The sequence below is a fragment of the Streptomyces sp. NPDC048389 genome (assembly GCF_040706335.1).
Lineage (GTDB): Bacteria > Actinomycetota > Actinomycetes > Streptomycetales > Streptomycetaceae > Streptomyces.
The window spans coordinates 65,163-88,322 of the sequence record NZ_JBEZKP010000017.1 but is presented as its reverse complement, the minus strand read 5'-3'; the positions used below and the strand labels follow the sequence as shown (position 1 = coordinate 88,322).

19 protein-coding genes and 1 pseudogene are annotated in these 23,160 nt (G+C 71.3%); 9 read left to right on the top strand and 11 right to left on the bottom strand.

Going from position 1 to position 23,160, the window contains the following annotated elements:
• Positions 1-801 precede the first annotated feature (801 nt).
• From AB0903_RS15180 to AB0903_RS15165, 4 genes are all read left to right on the top strand, one after another.
• On the top strand, positions 802-1,563 hold the full coding sequence (locus tag AB0903_RS15180) for a class I SAM-dependent methyltransferase (protein WP_366702849.1): 762 nt from the start codon (positions 802-804) through the stop codon (positions 1,561-1,563).
• Between the two features lie 3 nt (positions 1,564-1,566).
• Positions 1,567-2,472 carry a DMT family transporter gene (locus AB0903_RS15175; RefSeq protein WP_366702796.1) on the top strand — a complete coding sequence of 302 codons (906 nt, stop codon included), beginning with the start codon at positions 1,567-1,569 and terminating at the stop codon, positions 2,470-2,472.
• Complete coding sequence (locus AB0903_RS15170; protein WP_366702794.1) at positions 2,469-2,690, top strand: Trm112 family protein; 222 nt, start codon at positions 2,469-2,471, stop codon at positions 2,688-2,690. Before AB0903_RS15175 ends, AB0903_RS15170 begins: the two co-directional genes overlap by 4 nt.
• Positions 2,691-3,111: 421 nt before the next feature.
• Positions 3,112-5,274 (top strand): SpoIIE family protein phosphatase, encoded by a 2,163-nt coding sequence (locus AB0903_RS15165; RefSeq protein WP_366702792.1) that lies wholly within the window; start codon positions 3,112-3,114, stop codon positions 5,272-5,274.
• Positions 5,275-5,549: 275 nt separating this feature from the next.
• Here AB0903_RS15165 and AB0903_RS15160 read toward each other — a convergent pair whose 3' ends face one another.
• A complete protein-coding gene (locus tag AB0903_RS15160; RefSeq protein ID WP_366702790.1) occupies positions 5,550-6,734 on the bottom strand; it encodes a type III polyketide synthase in 1,185 nt (394 codons plus the stop codon).
• Positions 6,735-7,661: 927 nt separating this feature from the next.
• On the opposite strand from AB0903_RS15160, the gene AB0903_RS15155 reads away from it, so the two are divergent.
• From AB0903_RS15155 to ugpC, 4 genes are all read left to right on the top strand, one after another.
• Positions 7,662-8,990, top strand: a complete 1,329-nt coding sequence (locus AB0903_RS15155; protein WP_366702789.1) for an ABC transporter substrate-binding protein — start codon at positions 7,662-7,664, stop codon at positions 8,988-8,990.
• Between the two features lie 104 nt (positions 8,991-9,094).
• Positions 9,095-9,937: a sugar ABC transporter permease gene (locus tag AB0903_RS15150; protein WP_366702847.1), complete on the top strand. Its 843-nt coding sequence runs from the start codon at positions 9,095-9,097 to the stop codon at positions 9,935-9,937.
• A complete protein-coding gene (locus AB0903_RS15145; protein ID WP_366702787.1) occupies positions 9,937-10,770 on the top strand; it encodes a carbohydrate ABC transporter permease in 834 nt (277 codons plus the stop codon). Before AB0903_RS15150 ends, AB0903_RS15145 begins: the two co-directional genes overlap by 1 nt.
• Before the next feature lie 39 nt (positions 10,771-10,809).
• The gene (gene ugpC, locus AB0903_RS15140) at positions 10,810-12,003 is read left to right on the top strand and encodes a sn-glycerol-3-phosphate ABC transporter ATP-binding protein UgpC (RefSeq protein WP_366702785.1); all 1,194 of its coding nucleotides are present in this window, start codon (positions 10,810-10,812) and stop codon (positions 12,001-12,003) included.
• 213 nt (positions 12,004-12,216) lie between these two features.
• Here ugpC and AB0903_RS15135 read toward each other — a convergent pair whose 3' ends face one another.
• From AB0903_RS15135 to AB0903_RS15105, 7 genes are all read right to left on the bottom strand, one after another.
• The gene (locus tag AB0903_RS15135) at positions 12,217-13,866 is read right to left on the bottom strand and encodes an FAD-dependent oxidoreductase (RefSeq protein ID WP_366702783.1); all 1,650 of its coding nucleotides are present in this window, start codon (positions 13,864-13,866) and stop codon (positions 12,217-12,219) included.
• Positions 13,867-14,012: 146 nt separating this feature from the next.
• Positions 14,013-14,927: a diiron oxygenase gene (locus AB0903_RS15130; RefSeq protein WP_366702781.1), complete on the bottom strand. Its 915-nt coding sequence runs from the start codon at positions 14,925-14,927 to the stop codon at positions 14,013-14,015.
• Positions 14,928-15,310: 383 nt separating this feature from the next.
• Positions 15,311-16,912 (bottom strand): polyamine aminopropyltransferase, encoded by a 1,602-nt coding sequence (locus AB0903_RS15125; RefSeq protein ID WP_366702779.1) that lies wholly within the window; start codon positions 16,910-16,912, stop codon positions 15,311-15,313.
• Positions 16,913-16,919: 7 nt separating this feature from the next.
• A complete protein-coding gene (locus AB0903_RS15120) occupies positions 16,920-17,357 on the bottom strand; it encodes a DUF350 domain-containing protein (RefSeq protein ID WP_366702777.1) in 438 nt (145 codons plus the stop codon).
• Between the two features lie 57 nt (positions 17,358-17,414).
• Positions 17,415-17,816, bottom strand: a complete 402-nt coding sequence (locus AB0903_RS15115; protein WP_366702775.1) for a DUF4247 domain-containing protein — start codon at positions 17,814-17,816, stop codon at positions 17,415-17,417.
• Positions 17,813-18,310 (bottom strand): DUF2617 family protein, encoded by a 498-nt coding sequence (locus AB0903_RS15110; protein ID WP_366702773.1) that lies wholly within the window; start codon positions 18,308-18,310, stop codon positions 17,813-17,815. The genes AB0903_RS15115 and AB0903_RS15110 overlap by 4 nt, the downstream gene beginning before the upstream one ends.
• Positions 18,307-18,435 (bottom strand): hypothetical protein, encoded by a 129-nt coding sequence (locus tag AB0903_RS15105; RefSeq protein WP_366702771.1) that lies wholly within the window; start codon positions 18,433-18,435, stop codon positions 18,307-18,309. Before AB0903_RS15105 ends, AB0903_RS15110 begins: the two co-directional genes overlap by 4 nt.
• A gap of 163 nt (positions 18,436-18,598) precedes the next feature.
• Between AB0903_RS15105 and AB0903_RS15100 the strand changes: the two are divergent.
• Positions 18,599-18,855 (top strand): annotated as a pseudogene (locus AB0903_RS15100) (NAD-dependent epimerase/dehydratase family protein); the annotation flags it as partial.
• 153 nt (positions 18,856-19,008) lie between these two features.
• Here the strand turns inward: AB0903_RS15100 and AB0903_RS15095 are convergent.
• The 3 genes from AB0903_RS15095 to AB0903_RS15085 all read right to left on the bottom strand — a co-directional run bounded on the left by AB0903_RS15095 (position 19,009) and on the right by AB0903_RS15085 (position 23,016).
• A complete protein-coding gene (locus AB0903_RS15095) occupies positions 19,009-19,692 on the bottom strand; it encodes an HAD family phosphatase (RefSeq protein ID WP_366702769.1) in 684 nt (227 codons plus the stop codon).
• A 25-nt stretch (positions 19,693-19,717) separates the two neighbouring features.
• Positions 19,718-20,200 carry an Lrp/AsnC family transcriptional regulator gene (locus AB0903_RS15090; protein WP_366702767.1) on the bottom strand — a complete coding sequence of 161 codons (483 nt, stop codon included), beginning with the start codon at positions 20,198-20,200 and terminating at the stop codon, positions 19,718-19,720.
• A 95-nt stretch (positions 20,201-20,295) separates the two neighbouring features.
• Positions 20,296-23,016: a SpoIIE family protein phosphatase gene (locus AB0903_RS15085; RefSeq protein ID WP_366702765.1), complete on the bottom strand. Its 2,721-nt coding sequence runs from the start codon at positions 23,014-23,016 to the stop codon at positions 20,296-20,298.
• Positions 23,017-23,160 lie beyond the last annotated feature (144 nt).

Sequence of the window (23,160 nt, the reverse complement as noted above, 5' to 3'; positions counted from 1 at the left end):
CGGATCACCATGCCCGTCGACGACCGCCCGCGCGGCAGGGAGATGCCGATGGGGAACGGAACGCGGCTCGTCGAAGTGGACATGACCTCCGAGGACCCGCGTGACACGGACCTGCTGCTCGGTGAGCGGCCGGACCGGGCAGCCGTGGGCCGGTTGCTGCGCACCACCGCTGGGCGGACCCGCGAGCTCAAGTCCTCCCACGGTGCGCCACTGGGGACCGGCGCGAGCCTGTTGACCGCCCGGCCGCTGCCGGTCGGGGTCCGGGGCGCGCTCACCCGTGGCGCGCGGCGGGCCGCGGCGCCCTGGACGTCGACGACGCTGGTCACCAACATCGGACGCGTGCCGTACGCCCTCGACTTCGGCGACGCCGGCCGGGCGACGGCCGTGTGGTTCTCCGCACCGGCGCGGATGCCGCGCGGGCTGAGTGTTGCGGCGGCTTCCACCGGCGGGCGGCTGCATGTGACGCTGCGCTGGTCGCGGGCGCTGCTCGGTGACGCGGCGGGCGCGCACCTGGCCGACTTGTTCCACCAGTCTCTTTCAGCGACGTCAGAGGTCACCCTGTCCCGGGCGGACGCTGAGGAGTCTGCGCCGGAAGCCGATGCTCCAAAAGCCGACGCTCCCGAAGGAGACGCCACCGCTGCGGACGCCGGGCGCGCCCGGCACCCGCAGGCAGCCGCGCCGCCCCGGCGGGCTGTACGGCCGCGACGCACCGCATCCGGAACCGTCATCGGGTGGAGCACGCTCCGCCTGCAAGAACCGCAAGAGGCCATCATGACCCCCTCACCCACCGGCTCCGCCGCCATGACATGGCCCGAGGCGCCGGTCTCTTCGCCGACGAAGCCCGTCCCCGGGCTGCGCGGCTTCTACGAGAACCCCACCGTTCCCGTCGCCTCCGGGGAAGCCCGGACACTGCGCCAGGCCCGGATGCTGGTCGATGCGCTCGGGCCCGTGGGGCCCGGCCGCCCGGCCGCGACCGTGCTCGACGTGGGCTGCGGGGACGGCTCGGCGGGCGCAATCGCCGCCCGCGCACTGGCCGGGCACCGCATCGTGGGGATCGACTGGTCGCAGGACGCACTGCGCCGGGCTGCACCGCGCCTGAGCCAGGTCGTCCGCGGCGAGCTGACCGGCAGTGGGCTTCCCTTCGCCTCCGGCAGTGCGGACGCCGTGCTGTTCAGCGAGGTCATCGAGCACCTCGTCGACCCCGACAGCGCCCTTGACGAACTCCACCGGGTGCTGCGCCCCGGAGGGCATCTGATGCTCTCCACACCGAACCTCGCCGCCTGGTACAACCGAGGGTTGCTGCTCGCCGGAGTCCAGCCGGTGTTCTCAGAGGTGAGCCTGCGTCGCATCCACGGCAGGCCGGGCCGCGAAGTGGCGGGCCATCTGCGGCTGTACACGATGCGCGCGCTGCGTGAGTTCGTGGCGGCGTCAGGGTTCGAGGTGGTGAGGGTCGCCGGTGCGCCGTTCCACGGAGTGCCGCGCCCGCTCCGCCCGCTGGACCGCCTGGCCTGCGGGCTGCCGTCCCTCGCCTCCATCCTCCTCGTCCATGCGAGAAAGGTGTAGCCCGTGGTGTGGGGTGTGGCCGCCGCGCTGGTGGCGAATGTCCTGTACAGCACCGGCTTCGTCCTGGAGAAGCGGGCGCTGGCCGGCATGCCGCCGCTGAGCGCCGCCCAGCCGGGCCGGGTCCTGCTCCTGCTGGCCGCCAGGCCCTTGTGGATCTGCGGGGCCCTGGCGCTGGCCCTGGGATTCGCCGCCCAGCTGGCCGTCTACCGCACACTGCCGATCGCCGCTGCCCAGGGTTTGTTCCTGTCCGGGCTGGTCCTCCTGCTGGTGCTCTCGTCGGTCGTGCTCGGTGAGCGCCCCTCCGGGCGTGAGCGGCGTGCCGTGGCTGTCATCGGCCTGGCGCTGGTGATGGTCGTGGCCTCGCTGTACGAGACCAGCGAGGAGATCAGCCGCAGCGCTCCCGCGGGCATCCTGCTGGGACTGTGCGTGCCGACACTCGCTGCGGGGCTGCTGCTGTACGTGGCCGCGGAACGGCGCGCCCGCCGGCGCCACCGGCAGCCGACCACCGGAGTGGCCTACGCGGTGGCGGTCGGTCTGCTCTACGGGGTCAGCTCGCTCGCCATCAAGGGCATCTCCGGGAAACTGGACACCTCCGACCTCCTGGGGTCCGCTCCCGCCCTGCTCGCCTCCCCCTATCCGTACCTTCTGCTGTTCACAGGGGTCAGCGGACTGGTGCTGTCGCAGACCGCCCTGCAGCGCTGCCGGGCGTCGCTGATCGTCCCGGTGTGCTCGACGGTGACCTGCGTGTTCACCATCGTGAGCGGCACGATCGCGTTCGACGAGCCGCTGCCCGACGACCCGTTGCGGCTGTTACTGCGTCTCGGCGGCACCGTGCTGGCCCTGACGGTCCTGCTCACCCTGCCGCGACACGACGCGGACACCCACACCTCCGAAGGATCGCGCACATGAAGCCTGACAACCCGCTGCTGAAGATTCTCGCCTGCCCGCTCGACAAGGGTCCGCTGATCCTCGACGAGACCAGGGGCGCTCTCTACAACCCGCGCCTGCGCCGCCGCTATCCGATCATCGACGGCATTCCGCAACTGCTCCCCTCCTCCGGCGAGCCCGCCGTCGAGCAGGAACACGACGCGCTTCTCGCCGCACTGCCCGAATCCGGCGGTTCGTGACCTCTGCCGCGCCTTGAGCTGCGTCTGTGCGCAGATCCCGGCATGTTCATGCCTTTCCGACGACGAACCATGCGGGGTGCCCGGTTCGGGGTTGTGCGGCGTTGCCCTGACGGAGGCCGGCGGGCACCGACCGGGACAACCCGGCCGGCAGGGCGGTTGAGCTTCCTGGCAGCTGCCTACGGCACGTAATATCGGCGGTCGGTCGACCGGTCGGACGGCCCGGTCCGTGCGACGGCGTGGAAGCCGCCCCCGCCGGTCGCGGCACTGCATCGCTGTCTGCGTTCGCCGCACGATTCGCCGGTGTGGGCGAAGCGCCCCCCGATGTTATTCAATGAGGTGTGTGGCCGGGGATCTCGTGACCTCCGTCGCACGGACCCGGGTACGGCCCCGGCGATACGCCGGGGATTGCTGAGAGAGCCGCATGGATTCCACATCCTCTCCCTCGTCCTCTTCGCCGTTCGACATGGTCAGCAGCGCCCTGGGGCGCTACATCCCACGCGGCGGACCGGTAGCGGCTGCCGGTCCTGCCGAAGCCCGGGGCGACCGCACCGCCGACCGACGCCCAGCCGGCGGTCCGGCAGACGGCCGCCAGGACCAGATTCTCGGCGCGGTCAACCTGAACAGGGATCTGAGAGTCACCCGCTGCAATCTCGATGCCCCCGTATTCGCGGGTCTGGACGCTGTGGCCGGGAGTGCCTTCGTCGATCTCCTGCCTCCCGGGGACGTACCGACGGTCACACGGCGGCTGCGGCAGGTCCTGGAGACGGGCGAGGCGCACGTCGCCCGGATCCAGCGCCTGCGGCGCGGCGACGGGTCGGAGCTGGTGGCTTCACTGAGCATCCTGCCCGCCGCGGTGCCTCAGGAGGGCCTGACCGTCTCCGTGATCGCCATGGCCACGAGGCTGCACCTGTACGCCGCCGAGACCGCGATCGGCACCTCCCTGGACATCGGCGACACCGCGCAGTCGCTGGCGCAGTCCCTGCTGGCTTGGGGAGACGTGGCCGCCGTCGACCTCGACTTCGCCGTGTGGACGGGAGAGGGAGTCACCGGCCAGGGGCAGGGGCGCATCCGGCTACGGCGGGCGGCCCTCGTGCCGGACCGGGCGTGGCCCGAGGGCTACGTGACTCCGGGCGACGATCTTCCCAGCGACGCGAGTCGCCTGCTTGCGCAGGCGGTACGGCGGGACGACGCCCCGCAGGCCATCGTCATACCCGACAGGGAGGCGGTCGAGCGGGTCCTCGGCAGTCCACGAGTGATCCGCGCCCTGGTGCCGGGCGACCGGTCGGCGGGTGTGGCATGCATACCTCTGGTCCTGGACGGCGCACCGCCCGTCGTGCTGGGCGTGGCGGAGGTCTGGCGCCGGGCGGACCGTCCCTTCCACGACAGCGAGCTGCTCGACCTGCAGGAACTGGTGGCCAAGACCGCCCATCACGTCGACCTGGCCCGCCAGCACCAGCGCGAGCACACGCAGGTGCTCGCGTTGCAGCGCCGGCTGCTGCCCCGTACCGGCGGCGACACCGTCGAGATCGCCAGTGTCTACCAGCCCGCCACGCCCGACAGCGCGGGCGTCGGCGGCGACTGGGTGAACAGCTTTCCGCTGCCGGACGGCCGTACCGCCCTGGTGGTGGGTGACGTCGTCGGGCACGGCCTGGGAGCCGCGGCAACCATGGGCCAGCTGAGCATGGAGGCCCGCGCGCTGCTGTCCGCCGGGCTCGGGCCCGACGAGGTGCTGGAGCACCTGGACGAAACCGTGACGCTCCTGGACGACACGGAGTCCGGGCTGACGGCCGGCTACAGCGCCCTCGGGTCGACCTGCTGCATAGCCCTCTACGACCCGGTCAGCCACCGTGTGACGCTGTCCAGCGCCGGCCACCTGCCTCCGGTCCTGGTCTCCCCGGACGGGCGGGCGGGCCCGCTCGAGGTCCGCCCGCACCCCGGCCTGGGCGCCGAGTTCGCGCTGCGGGAGCCGTTCGACGTGCACACGTTCGTCGCACCCCCGGGCTCCCTGCTCGCCCTGTACACGGACGGTCTGGTGGAGGATCCGGCCGTGTCCATCGACGAGGGCATCGGCAGGCTGGCGGACGTCGTGTCCGGGGTGCACCCCTGGGACGCCCTGCAGCACGCCGCGCGGCACGTCGTCTCCGCGCTGGCACCCGGTCGCCAGCGCGACGATGTGACCCTGCTGCTCGCGCGGATGATCGGCTACCGCGAGGGGGACACCGCGACCTGGCGGCTGCCCGCCCGCTACGACGCCCCCGCCCGCGCCCGCGCGCAGGTCTCCACGCTGCTGCGGCAATGGCGCACCAAGGAAAGCACCCGGGACAACGCGCTGGTGCTGGTCAGCGAGCTGGTCACGAACGCGGTGCGCTTTGCCACCGGCCCCATCACGGTACGGCTGATCAGGACCGGTCACGGCCTGTTGTGCGAGGTGGGGGACACCGGCAACGGCAGGCCACGTCTGGGCCGGGGCGGCCTCTTCGACGACGGCGGTCGTGGCCTGCACATCGTGCACAGGCTCACCACCCGGTGGGGGGTGCGGTGGACGGACACCGGCAAGGTGGTCTGGGCAGAAGTCGCGAGGTGATGCGGATGCGGCTGCCGGGCGGGGGCGCCGACGGCCATGGGGAGCGCGGCGAGGGCTGTGGACGGCGTACCCGGCGCCCCGGCACCGTCGCCGGGTACACCGCACCGGCGCCCGGCACGCGGCACCGCCACCGTCACCCGGCGCCACCCGCGGTTCGGACGGTGCCCCGCCACCGGCACCGGTGGCGTGACCGGCACCGGTGGCGTGACCGGCACCGGTGGCGGGGCCGGTGATGCCGACGGTCCGTTTGCTGTGGCGGGTGGCGCCGCCTCGTACTACAGCCACTCTCCTGCCAGAGCGGTGGCGGTGAGGCCCGGTGCCGCCGCGTACAGGACGGCGCGATCGCCCGGCTTCTGACCGGCGTCGTGCGCCCGCCGCACAATGTCGAACACGGCGGCGCCTCCACGGTTGCCGCTGGTGTAGCTGTCGCGGCTGTAGTCCAGCAGCCCCGAGGGCCACGCCTCGGGCATCGTCTGCTCCATGTACTCCAGCACCCGGGTCCCGCCGGGGTGCGCCAGCAGCACATCGGGGTGCCAGGATCCGGGGTCGTCCTGGTAGCGGACGCGCAGCCACTCCCACATCGCGGTGACCGTCTCCTGCACGGCGCGCGGCCCCCGACGGTCCATCACGAAGTGCGTGCCGTCCGCCCGCGTATCCAGGCGGTGCAGGTCTTGGGTACCCGGCAGGGTGTGGTGCCAGGCGGCGTCCAGCCGCAGCACCGACTCGCGCCGCGGGCGGCCCGTGACCACCGCGGCGACCGCGGTGTCCGCGAAGAGCAACCGGACGATCAGGGACTCGAGAGTGTCGTCCGCGGGCTGGTAGGTCGTGCTCAGCGCCTCCGCGATCACGACCAGGACGACCCGGTCGGGGTCCGCCGCCACGAGATCCGCCGCGAGCGCCAGGGAGCGGGTTCCCGCGACACAGGCCCACTGCGTGGCCGGCAGCAGCATCACGTCGTTCCGGAGTGAAAGCTTGTTGGCTAGGGCGACGTCGAGGCCCGGCAGTGCCGGGGTCGTGGAGTGACTGGTGATCAGGCAGTCGATGTCCGTGGCGTCCAGCCCGGCGATTTGCAGGGCTCCGCGTGCCGCACGCTCCCCGTAGGACCGCACCGCCTCCCATGCGGGCGCGGTGCGCTCCTGAACGGTCTGCGGCCCGGGTATCTCCTCGAGTGCGGCGATCACGCGGTCCACGTCCTGCTGGGTGAACCCGTCGCCCGCCAGGGCTTCCTGGGCCGGCCCGAGGTCGACAGCCCGCAGGCCGCCGCCGTTGCCGGGCGCGACCGCGGCCTCCAGCGGCAGCATCCACCCGCGGGTCTCGATGCCCGTGCCGGCCGCGATGCCGTCGATCCGCGGCGCCCACGCCGCGTGCGGGTGCCGGTCCCGCACCTCCGCCACGATCTGGCTGGTCTCCACGGCGTGTTCGCCGTGTATCACGGCAGGAGGACAGAGGTATGCGGCCATAGCGGGGCACCTTTCAGGGGAACAAGCAGGAATGTCACGAGTGCTGTGTCACGGGTCACTTCGGGCTGCGCGCCCAAAAGGTTTCCGATGGCCCCACTTTGGGGGCCGATGTCCGTTTCAAGCATGGACATATACGGATATTTCCGCTGTGACGTAGGCAACTTGAGGGGGCTTTGGTGTCTGTGACACGCCACACACCGCTGAAGCGTGGCCTCTCGGAACAGCTCCCCACATCACACCTGACTCACCGTCAGTCACAGCGGTGTCCGGTCGGTGCCGCCGGAGACCGGGTGACACCGCCGGCGGCACGGGTCACTCGGCCGCAGAGACTCCCGCGACCGGGAAGAGGCGTGCTCCGATCGGCACACCGTCCGACGGCGGAGGGCGTCCCGCCGAGTGACGTGTTCACCGGTCGAGCTGACCGGGTTTCGGCTGTGGGGTGGGCGCAACCGCCGGTGGCGAGTCCGTCGCGTACGCCGATGAGGGCGGTCAGCAAGTCGTAGGCGCCCTCGACCCGGCCGCCGCCCTCCTCCCCGGTCGCCTCCGGGTGTCGGCGCACGAGCAGCGGGGAGGTCTTCGGACTCGCGGGCGCATCCCGCCGTACGAGACACCTACCGGCCGTCGCTTCCCAGGCCCGGCCGGGGCCCGTTGCGCAGGACGGTGGTCGTTCCCCTTACCGCCGCGGGGCGCCGAATCCGGCGACGGCCACCCGGACCTCCGTTCCGCAGAAGCCGTCGATCGCGCCGCCGCCGCGGATGTCCGGCGCCGGAGCAGGCGCAGCCGCAACGAAGGGCCCGAACGGGTGGCGCCCCTCCACGACACGTGACAGGTGGCCCGTGCCGGTGCGTCGTGCGCCTACGGTCGGTGGAAGGGGAGCCCTGCGGGCCATGTCTGCCGGGACGCACCGATGCGAGGAGCGTGGATCGCGTGAGGCGAGCGGTGGCGGCACACGACCTCCTCTGCGCACGCGGCGTTCGCCGGACGGGCCGCCCCGGGCGCCGCCCCTCCCGCACCCTGAGGGCGCTCGCCGCCCTGCCCCTGATCGCGGTGCTGCTCGGCGGCTGCGACTCCGGGACATCCGGCACGGTCACCCTGAACTGGTACAACTTCCCCGACGACTCCGGTGCCCTGGCGAGCGCGGCGTCCTCCTGCAGCAGCGCCTCCGAGGGGCGGTACCGCATCTCGTACCACAAGCTGCCGCGCACCGCCGACGGGCAGCGTCAGCAACTGGTCCGCCGGCTCGCCGCGGAGGACGACACCGTCGACATCATGGGGCTCGACGTGACCTGGCCCGCCGAGTTCGCAGAGGCCGAGTGGATTCTGCCGTGGACCGGCGAGAACCGCCGACGTGCCACCGAGGGCACCCTCGAGGTGCCACTGCAGACCGCCACCTGGAAGGGCAGGCTGTACGCCGTCCCGTACAACACCAACACCCAACTGCTCTGGTACCGCACCGATCTCGTGCCGAGGCCGCCCGAAACCTGGGACGAGATGCTCACCATGGCCCGGGACCTGGCCCGGCAGGGCAAACCCCACTACGTGGAGGTCCAGGGAGCTCAGTACGAGGGGCTGACGGTCTGGTTCAACACCCTGGTGGAGAGCGCGGGTGGTTCCATCCTCAACGCTGCCGCCACCGAGCCCTCGCTCGGCCCCCCGGCCGTCCGGGCGGCGACCATCATGCGCGACCTGGCCCGGTCGCCGGCGGCCGACCCGTCACTCCCGAACCAGATGGAGGACCAGAACCGGCTGGCCATGGAGTCCGGGACCGCCGCCTTCGAACTCAACTACCCGTTCGTGTATCCGTCGATGAAGGCGAACAAGCCGGACCTGTTCAAGAACTTCCGCTGGGCGCCCTACCCCGGTGTGGATCCGGGACGGCCGGCGAAGCCCACCGTCGGCGGCATCGATCTGGCGGTGGGAGCGTACTCCCGCCACCCCGACCTCGCCTTCGAGGCCGCCCTGTGTCTGCGCAACCGGCAGAACCAGATCACCGCGGCGCTCAAGGGAGGACTGCCTCCCACGCTGCGCTCGTTGTACACGGACCCGGCACTCGTCGAGGACTACCCGTTCGCCGCCGAGGTGCTGGACGCCCTCGAGAACGCCAGCATCCGGCCCAAGACCCCGGCCTACCAGAACGTCTCCATCACCGTCTCGCACACGCTCTCGCCCCCCTCGGCGATCTCGCCGCGCAGTGACGTCGAGCGCATCGCGTCCCAGATCGGCGACGCTCTCGAATCGAAGGGGGTGATTCCGTGAACCGACCGGCCCCCGCGGCCTCCGGCACAACAGAGTCCGCCGCGCCGCCGGACACGGCGAAGGCCCTGTCCGCGGGCGCACGGCAGGAGAGGCGCCTGGGCTGGATGCTGTGCGCACCCGCCGTCGTCGTCATGCTCGCGGTCACGGCGTACCCGATCGGCTACGCCGTCTACCTCTCGCTGCAGCGCTACGACCTCCGCTTCCCGGGCCGCGCGGAATTCGTCGGTCTGAGCAACTACGGTGCCGTACTGTCCTCAGAATTCTGGTGGGAGGCGTTCTGGGTCACCCTCGTCATCACCGCGGTCTCCGTGGCCGTGGAGCTGGTACTCGGCTTCGCACTGGCGCTGGTCATGCACCGCACACTGTTCGGCCGCGGGGCGGTGCGGACGGCGATCCTCGTGCCTTACGGGATCGTGACGGTGGTCGCCGCGTACTCATGGCAGTACGCGTGGACACCGGGCACCGGATATCTTGCGGCGCTCCTTCCGACGGGCGACGCGCCCCTGACGGAACAATGGTCGGCGATCGGTCTGATCATCCTGGCCGAGGTATGGAAGACCACACCGTTCATGGCGCTGCTGCTCCTTGCCGGCCTGGCCCTGGTGCCGGAGGAAACGCTGCGCGCCGCACAGGTGGACGGGGCTGGCTCCTGGCAGCGGTTCGCACTGGTGACGGTGCCGCTGATGAAGCCGGCGATCCTGGTGGCACTGCTCTTCCGGACACTGGACGCATTCAGGATCTTCGACAACATCTACATCCTGACAGGAGGTGCCCACGGCACGGGTTCGGTGTCGATCCTCGGCTACGACAACCTGTTCACCGCGCTCAACCTCGGCATCGGGTCGGCGATCTCCGTGCTCATCTTCCTGTGCGTGGCGGTGATCGCCTTCGTGTTCGTCAAACTCTTCGGGGCCGCGGCCCCCGGCTCGCGGGAAGGGGCACGCTGATGGCCGGTGCGGGCAAGCGGCACACGACCGGATGGGCGGTCGCCAACATCGTCGTCATCGCCTACGCCCTGTTCCCGGTGTGGTGGATCGTTGCCCTTTCCTTCAAGGACCCGTCCACCATCACGGACGGCAACTTCTTCCCGACGAAGTGGACGTGGGAGAACTACCGCGGAATCTTCGACACCTCGGAGTTCACCAGAGCGCTCGTCAACTCGATCGGCATCGCGCTGATCGCGACGGTCATCGCCGTCGTGCTGGGCACGATGGCCGCGTACGCGGTCGCGCGGCTGCGGTTCCCCGGCAAGCGCCTGCTGATCGGGATGTCGCTCCTGATCGCGATGTTCCCACCGATCTCGCTCGTCTCGCCGCTGTTCAACATCGAACGGTTCCTGGGCATCTTCGACACCTGGCCGGGGCTGATCATCCCGTACATGACGTTCTCGCTCCCGCTCGCGATCTATACGCTCTCGGCCTTCTTCCGCGAGATCCCGTGGGACCTCGAGAAGGCGGCGAAGGTCGACGGCGCCACGCCCGCGCAGGCGTTCCGGCTGGTGATCGCCCCACTGGCGGCGCCCGGTGTGTTCACGACCGCGATCCTCGTCTTCATCTTCTGCTGGAACGACTTCCTGTTCGCGATCTCGCTGACGTCGACGACGGCAGCGCGGACCGTGCCGGCGGCGATCGCGTTCTTCACCGGGAGCAGCCAGTTCGCCCAGCCCACCGGCTCGATCGCCGCGGCGGCCGTGGTGATCACCATTCCGATCATCGTGTTCGTGCTGCTGTTCCAGCGGCGCATCGTCGCCGGTCTCACGTCCGGCGCCGTGAAGGGCTGACCGGCAGCAGCCGGCCGTCAGGACAAGGGAGTAGCGACCGTGGCCGAGATCGTTCTCGAGGGCATCACCAAGAAGTACCCGGATGGCGCCGTGGCCGTGCGGGACGTCAATCTCGAGGTCGGTGACGGGGAGTTCGTGATCCTGGTCGGTCCGTCGGGCTGCGGGAAGTCGACGACGCTCAACATGATCGCCGGTCTCGAGGACATCACCGAGGGGACGCTGCGGATCGGCGGTCAGGTCGTCAACGACAAGGCGCCCAAGGACCGCGACATCGCCATGGTGTTCCAGTCGTACGCGTTGTACCCGCACATGAGCGTTCGCGACAACATGGGGTTCGCGCTGCGCCTCGCGAAGACGGACAAGGCCGTCATCCGCACCAAGGTGGAGGAGGCCGCGCGGATCCTCGATCTGTCGGAGCATCTGGACCGCAAACCGGCCAACCTGTCGGGCGGCCAGCGTCAGCGGGTCGCGATGGGCCGCGCGATCGTCCGTGACCCCAAGGTGTTCCTGATGGACGAGCCGCTGTCCAATCTGGACGCCAAACTCCGGGTGCAGATGCGGACCCAGATCTCCCGTCTGCAGCAGCGCCTCGGCACCACCACCGTCTACGTCACCCACGACCAGACGGAGGCGATGACGCTGGGGGATCGCGTCGTCGTGATGCGCGGCGGGGTGGTGCAACAGGTCGGCACACCGCAGCACCTGTACGACGAGCCGCGGAATCTGTTCGTGGCCGGGTTCATCGGTTCGCCCGCGATGAACTTCCTGCACGCCACGCTCGAGGAGAACTCTCTGCACACGAGTGTCGGAGAAGTGTCCTTGGAGCCGGGCCTGCTGCGGGAGCTGGAGCGGCGGAACGCCTCCCGTGACCTCATCGTGGGCCTGCGCCCGGAGGCATTCGAGGACGCGAGCCTGGTGGAGCCCGGCCGCTCCGGCATGACCTTCACCGCGACGGTGGGTGTGGTCGAGTCCCTGGGGTCGGACGTGTACGCCTACTTCGCGGAGGACGAGTGGCAGCCCGCTCAGACGTCGGAACTCGCGGAGCTCGCCGCGGATTCGGGGGTCAGCGAGACGGGGGGCGGCGGTCACCAGATCGTCACCCGGCTGAGCAGCGGGACCCGGGTACGGGAGGGGAGGGAGGCGGAGCTGTGGGTGGACACGTCCAGGATGCATGTCTTCGACCCAGTCAGCGGAGTGAACCTCACCCATGCGCACCACACCGGGAACCGGTGATCCCGGCGCGTGCCGTCCGCTCCCTCCCGCCGAACGGTCGCGGGCCCGTAACGCCGACCGGAAGTCACCCGGGGCCCTCGGACACCGGCCCGCTTCCCCTCGTCGCCTCGGAAGGGTTCGTCGCATCCACCGGCGGGTCTCTCGGACGCGGGCGACGGCGGCCGGCATGATCGGTCCGCGGCCTCCGCGGCCGTCCTCCGTGCACCCGCTGCCTCAGCGCGGCAGCCGTCGGCGGGCGCCCTTGGCCGCGCCCACGAGTTCGCGGACCGTGGCCAGTTTGACCCGCGGTCTGTCGTCGTCCCGGCCGCGGGCCGTCTCGACCCGCTCGATGGCCGCGAGGCCGCGTGCGTCGACGACGTGACGGTTGCGGCTGCGTACGAGGCGTCGGAACGCCTTCGGCGGTTGCGTCGGCGCCGGCAGCGCACCGGCGACGGCGTCGTCGAGGAGCGTGCCGACCGTCTCCGCGGCGCAGGTGCGGTTGGCGCCGATGCCGCCCGACGGGCCGCGCTTGATCCAGCCCACGACGTACGTCCCCGGCCGGCCCGTCACGCGGCCCCTTTCGTGCGGGACCGTGCCGGTGGCCTCGTCGAAGGGCAGACCGGTGATCGGCGTCCCCCGGTAGCCGATGGCCCGCAGCAGCAGACCCGCCGTGATCTCCTGCTCGCCCGAGGCGCCCGTGGCGCGCACCGCGCGCACCGGGCCGTCGCCGAGCGCCGCCACGGGCGCGGAGTGGAAGCGGAACACGATCCGCCGGCCCGGTGCGGGCGGCTGCGACCAGTCGACCGGGCGGCGGGTGACTCCCCGCAGATCACCTGCCCTGTCCTTCGGCCCGGCGGCGTCGATGCTCGCGCCGATCCGCGGATCGTGGTCGTCGACGACGAGTTCGACCCCGGGCAGGTGCTTGAGTGCGAGCAGTTCGGACCGGGTGCAGGCCGCGTCCTCGGGGCCGCGGCGCCCGAGCAGCACCACCTCGCGCACGGTCCCGGCGCGCAGCGCGGCGAGTGCGTGGTCGGCGATGTCGGTGCTGGCCAGCGACTGCGGGTCACTGACCAGGATCCGGGCGACATCGAGTGCCACGTTGCCGTTGCCGACGACGACCACCCGCTCCGCGGACAGACCGACCGCGTCGGGCGCCACCTCCGGGTGGGCGTTGTACCAGGCGACGAACGTGGTGGCGGAGACGCTGCCGGGCAGGTCCTCGCCCGGTATCCCGAGGCGGCGGTCGGTGGAGGCTCCGACGGCGTAGATCACCGCGTCGTGGTGCGCGGCGAGCTCCTCCGCGGTGATGTCCCTGCCCACCTCGACGCCCAGGTGCATCCGCACCCGCGGGTGCGTGTGGAACCGTGCGAAGGTGCCGCCGACCTTCTTGGTGCCGGGGTGGTCCGGTGCCACCCCGTACCGTACGAGACCGCCGGCGACCGGCAGCCGGTCGACGAGCGTCACCTCGGCGTTGGTGTGCAGCAGCAGGTCCTCGGCGGCGTACATGCCCGCGGGGCCGGTGCCGACCACCGCGACCCGGATCGGCGCGAAGTCGGAGGGCAGGGAGCGGTCGAAGGACGGCTCGCCCCAGGCGTGGAAGTTCGGGCTGTCACCGGCCGGGCGGGGCGCCTCGTCCTCGAAGTACGCGGCGTTGATGGCGGCGTACTCCTGCTGTGCGCCGGAGAGAGTGTCCACGGGGTGGATCGCGTCGACCGGGCAGGCGTCCGCGCAGGCTCCGCAGTCGATACAGGACCGGGGGTCGATGTACAGCATCTCCGTGCTGCCGAAGGCCCGTTCCTCCGGGGTGGGGTGGATGCAGTTGACCGGGCACACGGCGACGCAGGTGGCGTCGTTGCAGCAGGTCTGGGTGATGGCGTAGGTCATGTCGTCAGCTCGGCTCGGTTCGGCTCGGCGGTTCGGGTCGGCTCGGTTCGCGGTTCGGGAGTTCGGCTCCGGGGTTCGGCTCGGCCAGCGTCGCGGGTCGGGCCACGGATCAGGTCGGGCCGGGCCGGAGGCGGCTCGAGGCCGGGTCAGATGAGGTTCGCGCGCTTGTAGAAGAACAGCGCGGGCCTGGTGAGCAGGCCGGCAGAGGCCAGGAACTCCATGAGGCCGGAACAACTCGACCGCATCATCGACTTGTGGTGCTCGTTCGCCCTGGCCTCGCCGAGGGCGCGCCGCTCGTCGAGACCGGCGTTCACGTAGACCTTCGGGTTCACCATGCTGGTGACGATGACGTAGGACGCGATCGCGACGACGAAGGCGTTGAGCTGCCGGCGTACGCGTCCGGCGCCCGCGAGGTGCCTGCGCGTCTCGTCGCGCGCGAACTTCATGTGCCGGGACTCCTCGACGACATGGATGTTGTTGATGGTGCGGACGAAGGGCACCACCCGCTCGTCACGCATCCAGTCGCGCTGCATGACGTCCAGCACCTCCTCGGCGACGAGGATCGCGGCATACGCCGCCTCGCCGAACGCCAGCGTCTTGAACGCGCGGCCGAGTTCGACGGCTACGCGGTGCGGCCGGTAGGCGGGTGCTCCGAGCTTCCGGGCGCCGCGGGCGAACATGATCGAGTGCCGGCACTCCTCGGCGATCTCGGTGAGAGCCCACTGGACCCGGTCGTCGGTGGGGTCCTTGGCGTAGATGTCGCGCAGGACCATCTGCTGCAGGATCATCTCGAACCAGATGCCGGTGCTGGCCACCGACGCCGCCTCCTGGCGCGTCAGCTCCTTGCGCTGCGCGTCGGTCAGCTCCTGCCAGTACGCGGTGCCGTAGAGGCTGCTCCACTCCGGGCTGGCGCCGTGGAAGTCCCTGTCCAGGGGCGTCTCCCAGTCCACTTCGATGGCGGGGTCGTACGCCAGCTTCGCGGCCGAGTCGAGCAACCGCCGGGATACGTCGTACTGCGGGGTCCGGTCCTGCGTCTTCGGTCGAACGGTGCTGCTGGCCATGGAGCGGCTCCTCGGGACGCTGTAGGGCAGGTGCTGCCGCACCTTGTTAGACGAACTGTCTAGCAAGCTGTTGGACGGACCGTATAGCAAGGGGCCGGGGTCGGCCTACCCCCCGGTAGGAAATCCGTGCGCGATGTCCGGGCGGCGCGGAGCGACCGGTCCCGCGCACGGGTGCCCGGCGCGTCGGTTCAGGCGGCTAGGGGGTTGGCTGGAGCAAAGGTTGGTGCCGCGAGGCCGGTTCCGGGTTCCGTATCCAACGGCGCATCATCGGAACTGCACAGCCGCTGATCGTCGTGCGGAGAGGCGGTTGGCGGTGCGCACTCGCGCTCTCGGTGCCATCGGAAGCTTCGCGATCGCAAGGACCCGGAGTGTCGGCGCTCCGCTCAGTAGTTCTGCCACTCGTTGCGCGTGTATTCCAGCACCACGGGATCCATCAGCGTGCTGGCTGCGACTTCCTGCGGACGGCGGTCCAGCGGGAAGACGGTGGCGGCATCGAGGACGGCGCCGTCCAGGAACCGCAGCGGCGGCGCGTCGCCGGGCAGGCGCAGGTCCGGCGCCCCGCCCGTGCTGCCGGGCACGGCCAGGACGAAGCCCCAATTGCCGAAACTGGGCACGTCGACCTGGTACTCGGTGGTGCGGTAGCCGGCCTCGCTGATCGTCGTCGCGATGGACCAGTACGACTTAGGGGCGAAGAAGGGCGAGCCGGCCTGCACCACGACCTGGCTGTCCGGGTTCAGCACATGGCTCAGCAGATGGTAGAACTCGACGGAATAGAGCTTCGCCAGCGCCGCGCTGTCCGGGTCGGGAAAGTCGATGACGACCGCGTCGAAGCGCTGCCCGGCGTCCCGGAGCCAGTTGAAGGCGTCGGCGTTGACGGCGGTGACCCGAGGGTCGGCGAGGGCGTCACGGTTCAGTTCTCGCAGCGGTTCGAAGTCGCGGGCCAGCTTCGTCATCGCCGGATCGAGGTCGACGAGTGTCACCTCTTCGACGTCGTCGTAGCGCAGCACTTCCCGCAGGGCCAGCGCGTCGCCACCGCCCATGATCAGTACCGAGGAACGTTTCCCCGACATCGCGGGGTGGACCAGCGCCTCGTGGTAGCGGTACTCGTCGACGGAGGAGAACTGCAGGTCGCCGTTGAGGAACAGCCGTATGTCGGGCTCACCGGTGAAGGCTGTGGAGCGGGTGACGACGATGTCCTGGTACGGCGTGGTCTCCGCGTGGACGATCGGGTCGCGGTACAGCTGCTGACGTGCCGTCACCTCGATGTCGTCCGCCAGCGCGTACACGGTGGCGAGCACGGCCAGGACCCCGGCCATGCCGGCCAGCAGCGACAGCCGTACGACGCGGCGGGTCTGCCTGCGGAAGATCCACAGCACGACGACGACGCCGGCGACCGCGTTGACGGCCCCCACCACCAGCGTGCCCTTGAGCTGCCCGAAGGTGGGAAGCAGCAGCAGCGGGAAGCACAGCCCGCCGACCAGTGCTCCGATGTAGTCGACGGCGAACATGTCGGCGACGGCGCTGCCGGCCTCCTGCCGTCGGATCCGCTGCAGCAGCGTCATCAGCAGCGGGATCTCGGCCCCGATGAGCAGACCGACGACGAACGTGACCACCACCATCGACGGCATGTAGATCCGCAGCCACGCGAAGGACACGTACAGCACCAGCACCGACAGGCCGCCGACGAGCGCGAGCACCCCCTCCACCAGGGCGAAGGCGCCGACCGCGCGCCGCTGCAGCGGCTTGGCCGCGAGCGAGCCGATCCCCATGGCGAAGACCATCACGGAGATGACCACCGAAGTCTGCATCACCGAGTTGCCGATGAGATAGCTGCCCAGCGCCGTCAGCGCCAGCTCGTACACCAGACCGCAGGCCGCGCAGAGGAACACCGAGAACAGCAGCAGGAACCGCGCCCCCCGCGAATGGACGGCGGACGCGGGTTCGGTGGTGGGGGTCGCGGTGCGGTCCGCGGTGGTGGTGCTCATCGGAGGGTCAGGAGACCGCGGCGCCGACCATGAAGGCCGTTCCGATGTACATGGCGGCCTGGACCCAGGCGGCGGGGTGCGGGCGGTCGCCGTTGTCGTCGAGCACGGCCTGGCCGAGGCGGCCGGGCGTCAGCAGACCGACGACGCAGGCGATGAGCGTCATCACGACGACGCCGGCCAGGCCGTACAGGAGCGTGCTGAACAGTCCGAGGCCGAGCCCCTGTTCCGATTCGCTGGCCCGGATCGACTGGTCGATGACGAGGCCGATGGCGATCGTCTGGCCGGCGAGGAGGACGGCGGCGCCGCGGTTGCGCTCCGTCCACACCACATGGACGAGCTTGCCGGGTGTCACCAGGTCCAGCGCGATGAAGCCGACCGCCATCACGAAGAAACCGACCAGACCGTACAGCAGGGCGATACCTGCCGACTCGAAGATCTCTGCCACGGGGTGCCTTTCGGGGACGTCGTCGAGGGGTTCGGACGGAGGGGGGACCGGAGTCGGTCACTTGCCGGAGCCGGGGCCGCCGCCGCGGAACGAGTTGCCGTCCGGGTCCGGCCAGACCGACCGGATGTGGGACTGCCAGCGGTAGTAGCCGCTGCGGTAGTCGTCGATCTCGATCCGGCTGCCGCTCCTGAGCGGGGTGATCGCCACGATGTCGTCCCGGTAGCGGAGGAAGACCTTGCCGTCGTCGTCGATCCGGTCGCGTGCCGCGGTGTGGCCGTCGATCTCCTTGGCCACCGCCGACGTGGCGTCGCTGCTGTCGACATAGCCCACACCACTGCCGGTGTACTGCTGGCGGATCCAGCCGGACGGCACGATGTTGGCGTCCTTTGGGTCGTCGCCGCACGCGGTGAGCGCGACGAGGGCGAACAGCGTCACGCAGATGATTCGGGCGGTCTTCATCGTGCCTCCAGCCGGGTGTGCGTCGCCACGATCTGGCGGCTCTGCGGGTAGGTGTGCCAAGTGCGCCAGCCCAGTCCGTCGCCGTGGCGCTCGACGGTCAGCGCGGTGACGGCCTCCGCGGAACCCGGGAAGGCCCCGTACAGCCCTGTCTCGGGGGACGCGTCGGACCGGCTGCGGATCAGGGCCACCTGTTCGCTGAACCGTGCCGCGGTGAAGTGCTCGACGCGGGCGCTGAAGTGGTAGGACCAGTCGCCGAACTCCTGCTGCGCCGAGTCCGGCAGCCCTCCCTCGACGCCGGGCAGGCAGGCCACGGTCTCCCGTACCGGCCCGGCGAAGACCTGGTGGGAGGCGCCCAGGAGCCGGAGCTGGACGTCCAGCCCGCCGACGGTCAGATCACGTACGGCGAGTGCCTCGCGGGCGGGCCGTCCCAGGGTGAAGGACAGCTGGTCCGCGTCCGTGTCCAGATAGGGAGCGGTCAGCCGTATACCGCTCACGTGCCGATTCCCGCGCGGATGCCGGGCGTCGCCCGGGTGGGGGTCTCCACCGGCGCGGCGGCCCGGGTGACGGCGGCGGCTCCGGTGACGGGCCGGGCGCCGGGGACGGCGAACTCGGGCTTCAAGGGATCCCCACGACTTCAGAACTGGCAGCGAGCGGGCTGAGTATGGCACAGGGCCCGAGGCGCCCCGGTACGGAGAGTCCGGCTCCGCGGTGGTCCGGCGCAGTCGGTCTGCCGTCAGCTGATTCGGCCGCGTGTTTCCCACCGTCGGTGGTTGGCCGGCGACATGGAGATCCTGATTCTGGGTGGAACGGCTTGGGTGGGCCGGGAGTTGTCGCGGCAGGCCGTGGAGCGCGGCCATCGCGAGACGTGCCTCGCCCGCGGCGAGAGCGGCGAAGCCGCGGACGGAGCGACGCTGGTGGCCGCCGACCGGCGCGATCCCGAGGCGTACGGGCCGTTGCTCGGCCGCGACTGGGACGCGTGGTCGAGGTGTCGTGGCAGCCGGGCCTCGTCCGTGGGGCACTGGAGGCGCTGGGCGGCCGGGAGCCGTCGCGCGGGCCGCGTCCCCGGCCGGGTCCCCCTGGCCTGCCGCAGACGGCCCCCGGCCGGGCCCCCTCGCCTGCCGCAAGCGGCCAGGCCGGGCTCCCTTGCGGGGGGCCGCCGTCTCGTCTCCGAGGGCCGCTTCCGGGACCGGTGTCACGCCGTGCCCATGATCCATTCGTACGCGGCCTTCGCCGTGAACTCGCGCTGCCCGCCGGCGAACAGCAGGTCCGCAGCCAGGAACGCGGCATCGCCGGCCGTGCCCTCGACGTACGGCACGGCGATGCACCGCATGCCCGCCGCCCGGGCGGCCGCGGCCCCCGGCGGCGCATCCTCCAGGACCACGCAGTCGTGGGGCGCGGCGTCCAAGCGGCGGGCCGCCTCCAGGAAGACGTCCGGCTCCGGCTTGCCGCGGCCGACCTCCTCCGCGGAGACGGTCACGGCGATGTGGGCGGCCAGGCCGGTACCGGCGAGCACTGCCTCGATGGCCGCCCGCGACGAGCCGGAGGCCACCGCCATGGGAACACCCGCCGCCGACAGGCGCTCCACGAACTCGCGCATCTCGGGGAACACTTGGGTCGAGGACGCCAGCTCCAGGTAGGCGCGGTTCTTGGCGGCCAGCAGCTCGTCGAGCGGAGCGTCGATGGCGTACCGGGCGCGCAGGATCTCCAGCGTCTCGCGGGTGCCGATGCCGATGAAGCCTGTGTGCTCGTCCCAGTCGAAGCCGAACACCCCGTGTGCGGCCAGGACGCGGCGGCCCGCTTCGAAGTAGTTCGGCTCGCTGTCCACGAGTGTGCCGTCGAGATCGAAGACGACCGAAGGGGTGTGCGCGGTGCTCATGTCGTCCAGCATGCCAAGTGGCCGTTCAACGCTGGGCGCCGGCCGACCGGCCCACCGACTCGACCAGGGGCAGCAGCCGGTAGGGGACCCGTTCGCGCAGGGCCATCTCGGTGCGGGTGCGCACCACGCCGGGCAGGTTGATCAGCCGCTGGATCACGTCCTCGAGGTGCCCGTTGTCCCGCGCCGCGACCCGGGTCAGCAGGTCTCCGCCGCCCGTGATCGAGAACGCCTCGATGATCTCCGGTACGGCCGCGAGCGCGTCTCCCACCTCGTCCAGATGCCCCTGCGTCACCTCGATGTGCACGAAGGCCAGCACAGGGTGCCCCAGGGCGGCGGGGGAGAGGAAGGGCCCGGTGGCCGTGATCACGCCGTCGCGTTCGAGCCGGTCGATCCTGGCCTGCAGAGTGCCGCGTGCGATGCCCAGGATGCGCGCGTACTCACGCACGCTGGTGCGCGGCTGCTCGATCAGCAGACGCAGGATGCGGGTGTCGAGTTCGTCCACCGCCATGGTCCATCGGGCCCTTTCGCGGCGCGTTGCATGGACTTCCACCGTACCAATGGCCCATGCCCGCGGGGCGGGGGCGGGCCACTGACCCATTCGCTCTACCAGTCGGCGTCGGCCGGCAGCAGCAGCTCCGCCGGCGGCTGCCCGTCGGTCAGGGACTGCTCGGTCCAGATCACCTTGCCGGTCGCCGTGTACCGCGTACCCCACCGCGCCGCGAGCTGGGCGACGAGGAACAGGCCGCGCCCGCCCTCGTCGGTGGTGGCGGCCCGCCGCAGATGCGGTGAGGTGCTGCTGCCGTCGGACACTTCGCAGATCAGGGTGCGCTCGTAGAGCAGCCGTACCCGGATCGGCTCGCTGCCGTAGCGGATCGCGTTGGTGATCAGTTCGCTCAGCACCAGCTCGGTGGTGAAGCCCGCCTCCTCCAGTCCCCAGGCGTCCAGTTGACGGCTGCACGCGCTGCGCACCGGTGCGACGGCGGCCGGATCTCGCGGAACGTCCCAGGAGGCGATCCGGTCCTCTTCGAGCAACCGGGTACGCGCCACCAGCAGCGCGATGTCGTCCCGGCGGGACTGAGGCAGCATGGCGTCGAAGACGGCCTCGCAGGTCTCCTCCGGCGTCCGGTCGGCGTGGCCGGCCAGGACCGCGCGCAGTTCGTCCAGACCGGCGTCGAGGTCGCGGTCGCGGTGCTCGACGAGACCGTCGGTGTACAGGACGAGGTTGCTGCCCTCCGGCAACCGCACCTCCGCCGACTCGAACGGGAAGCCGCCCAGGCCGAGCGGAGGCGAGACGGGCACCTGAAGGAACTCCACACTTCCGTCGGGACGTACCAGGGCCGGCGGCAGGTGGCCGGCCGTCGCGAAGGTGCACAGGCCGGAGACCGGATCGTAGATCGCGTACAGACAGGTGGCGCCGGTGATCCCCTCGCCCTCGCCGCCGGAGTCCTCCAGATCGATGCGGCCCACCAGCTCGTCGAGCCGGGTCAGGAGTTCGTCCGGCGGCAGGTCGAGGGTGGAGAAGTTGTGGACCGCGGTACGCAGCCGGCCCATCGTCGCGGCGGCGTGCAGCCCGTGGCCGACGACGTCCCCGACGACGAGGGCGACCCGCGCGCCGGGCAGCGGGATGACGTCGAACCAGTCGCCGCCCACCCGGGCCTGCGCGGGCAGATACCGGTAGGCGACGTCCAGAGCCCCCTGAACGGGCAGGACATGCGGCAGCAGACTGCGCTGGAGGGTCTCCGCCATGGTGTGCTCGCGGGTGAAACGGCGGGCGTTGTCGATCGCGACGGCGGCACGTGCCGCCAGCTCGTCCGCGAAGGACAGATCCTCCTCCGCGAAGCGTTCCTCCCGCTCCGAGCGCCAGTAGTTCACCATGCCCAGCACCACACCGCGGGCCTGCAGGGGAGCAGTGATCAGCGAGTGGACGCCATAGGTGAGGGCGCTGTCCGCTCCCTCGGGGTCCTGGGCCCGCCAGCTGTCGGCGACCGTCAGGTCGGCCTCGAGCACCGCGTGCCCGCCGGTCAGGGCCTCGGCCATGGGAGTGGCCGGAGCGAGGAACCGGATCACGTCGCCCACCGGCTGGAAGGGGTGGTCCGCGCTGATGCCGGTCAGCGCCGCACGGCGCATCTCCGTCGGCGCGCCGGTCGGTTCGTCACCGTGCAGCACCGGATTGAGCAGCTCCACCGTGACGAAGTCCGCGAACCGCGGGACCGCCACACTCGACAGCTCCTCCGCGGTCCGCACCACGTCCAGTGTCGTGCCGATCCGCGTCCCGGCGTCGTAAAGGATCTTCAGGCGTCGCCGGGCCTCCTCGGCGGTGCCTGACACGGCACGCAGCTCGGTGGTGTCCCGCAGCGTCGCCACGGTGCCGAAGTGGCCGCCGTACGGTGCCGTGGGCCGGGTGCTCACGGCGAGCAGCCGGTCACCGGCCAGGTGGACCTCGTCGGTCACGGAGTGCTCCGAGACGAGCAGCGCCGCGATGCCGGCGTCGAGCCCCAGGCCGGTGACGTGGCGCCCGTCCGCGTCCGGCGGCAGTTCGAGGAGGCGGCGGGCCTCGTCGTTGGCCAGCATCAGCCGCCCGTCACCGCCGACGATCAGCACCCCCTCGCGTACGGCGTGCAGCACCGCGTCGTGGTGCTCGTACATCCTCGTCATCTCGGTGGGGCCGATCCCGCGTGTCTGGCGGCGCAGCCTACGGCTCACCAGGGCGGCGTTGACGGTGGCCAGTGCGAGCGCCGCCGCGGCGGATGCCAGCAGCATCGGCAGCTGCCGGTCCACGGCGTCGCCGACGTTCTCGATCTCGACACCGGCCTGCACCAGGCCGATGACCGCACCGTCGGGGCCGGACACGGGCACGACCGCGCGGGCGGCGTCGTTGGGGGCCCCCTCGAAGATCTCGGTGAACGCCTCCCCGCGCGCGGCTCGCTCGACGCCGGTGCTCCGCTGCCCGATCAGGCGGGGGTCGCTGTCGGCGTACCGGGTCCCGTCCGGCGCCATCACGGTGAGGAAGTCGACTCCCGCCGCCCGCGAGGTCTCCTGCATGAGCGGCTGGAGCGCGGCCGTGGGATCGGGCGACCGGAGCGCGGCCGCGGTGCCGGGGGCACGGGCGAAGGCGGCGGCGGTCGCGAGCGACCTGTTCTGCGCGTCCTGCTCGCTGTCGTGCCGTGCCTGCAGTACGAGGAACACGACCGCGGCGGCGATCAGCAGGACGGCGACCGCGATCTGCAGCAGCAGCACCTGCCCGGCGACACTCCGCGCCCCCAGCAGTGACTCCCGCTTACCCCGCAGCGGGCGCCGCGACGGGTCGGGCCTGTGCCCGTTCATAGCGCTCCACTTCCCGGCTCTGGGCGCCGGCGCCCGGCGGGCGCGTCGGCGAGGGGTCGCATGCCGCACATCAGGGTCGGGTGACCGGCCCGTCATGTCTCTTTTCTAGCACTTGACGCCGTTTCCGGGTCGGTCGCGGAGGGC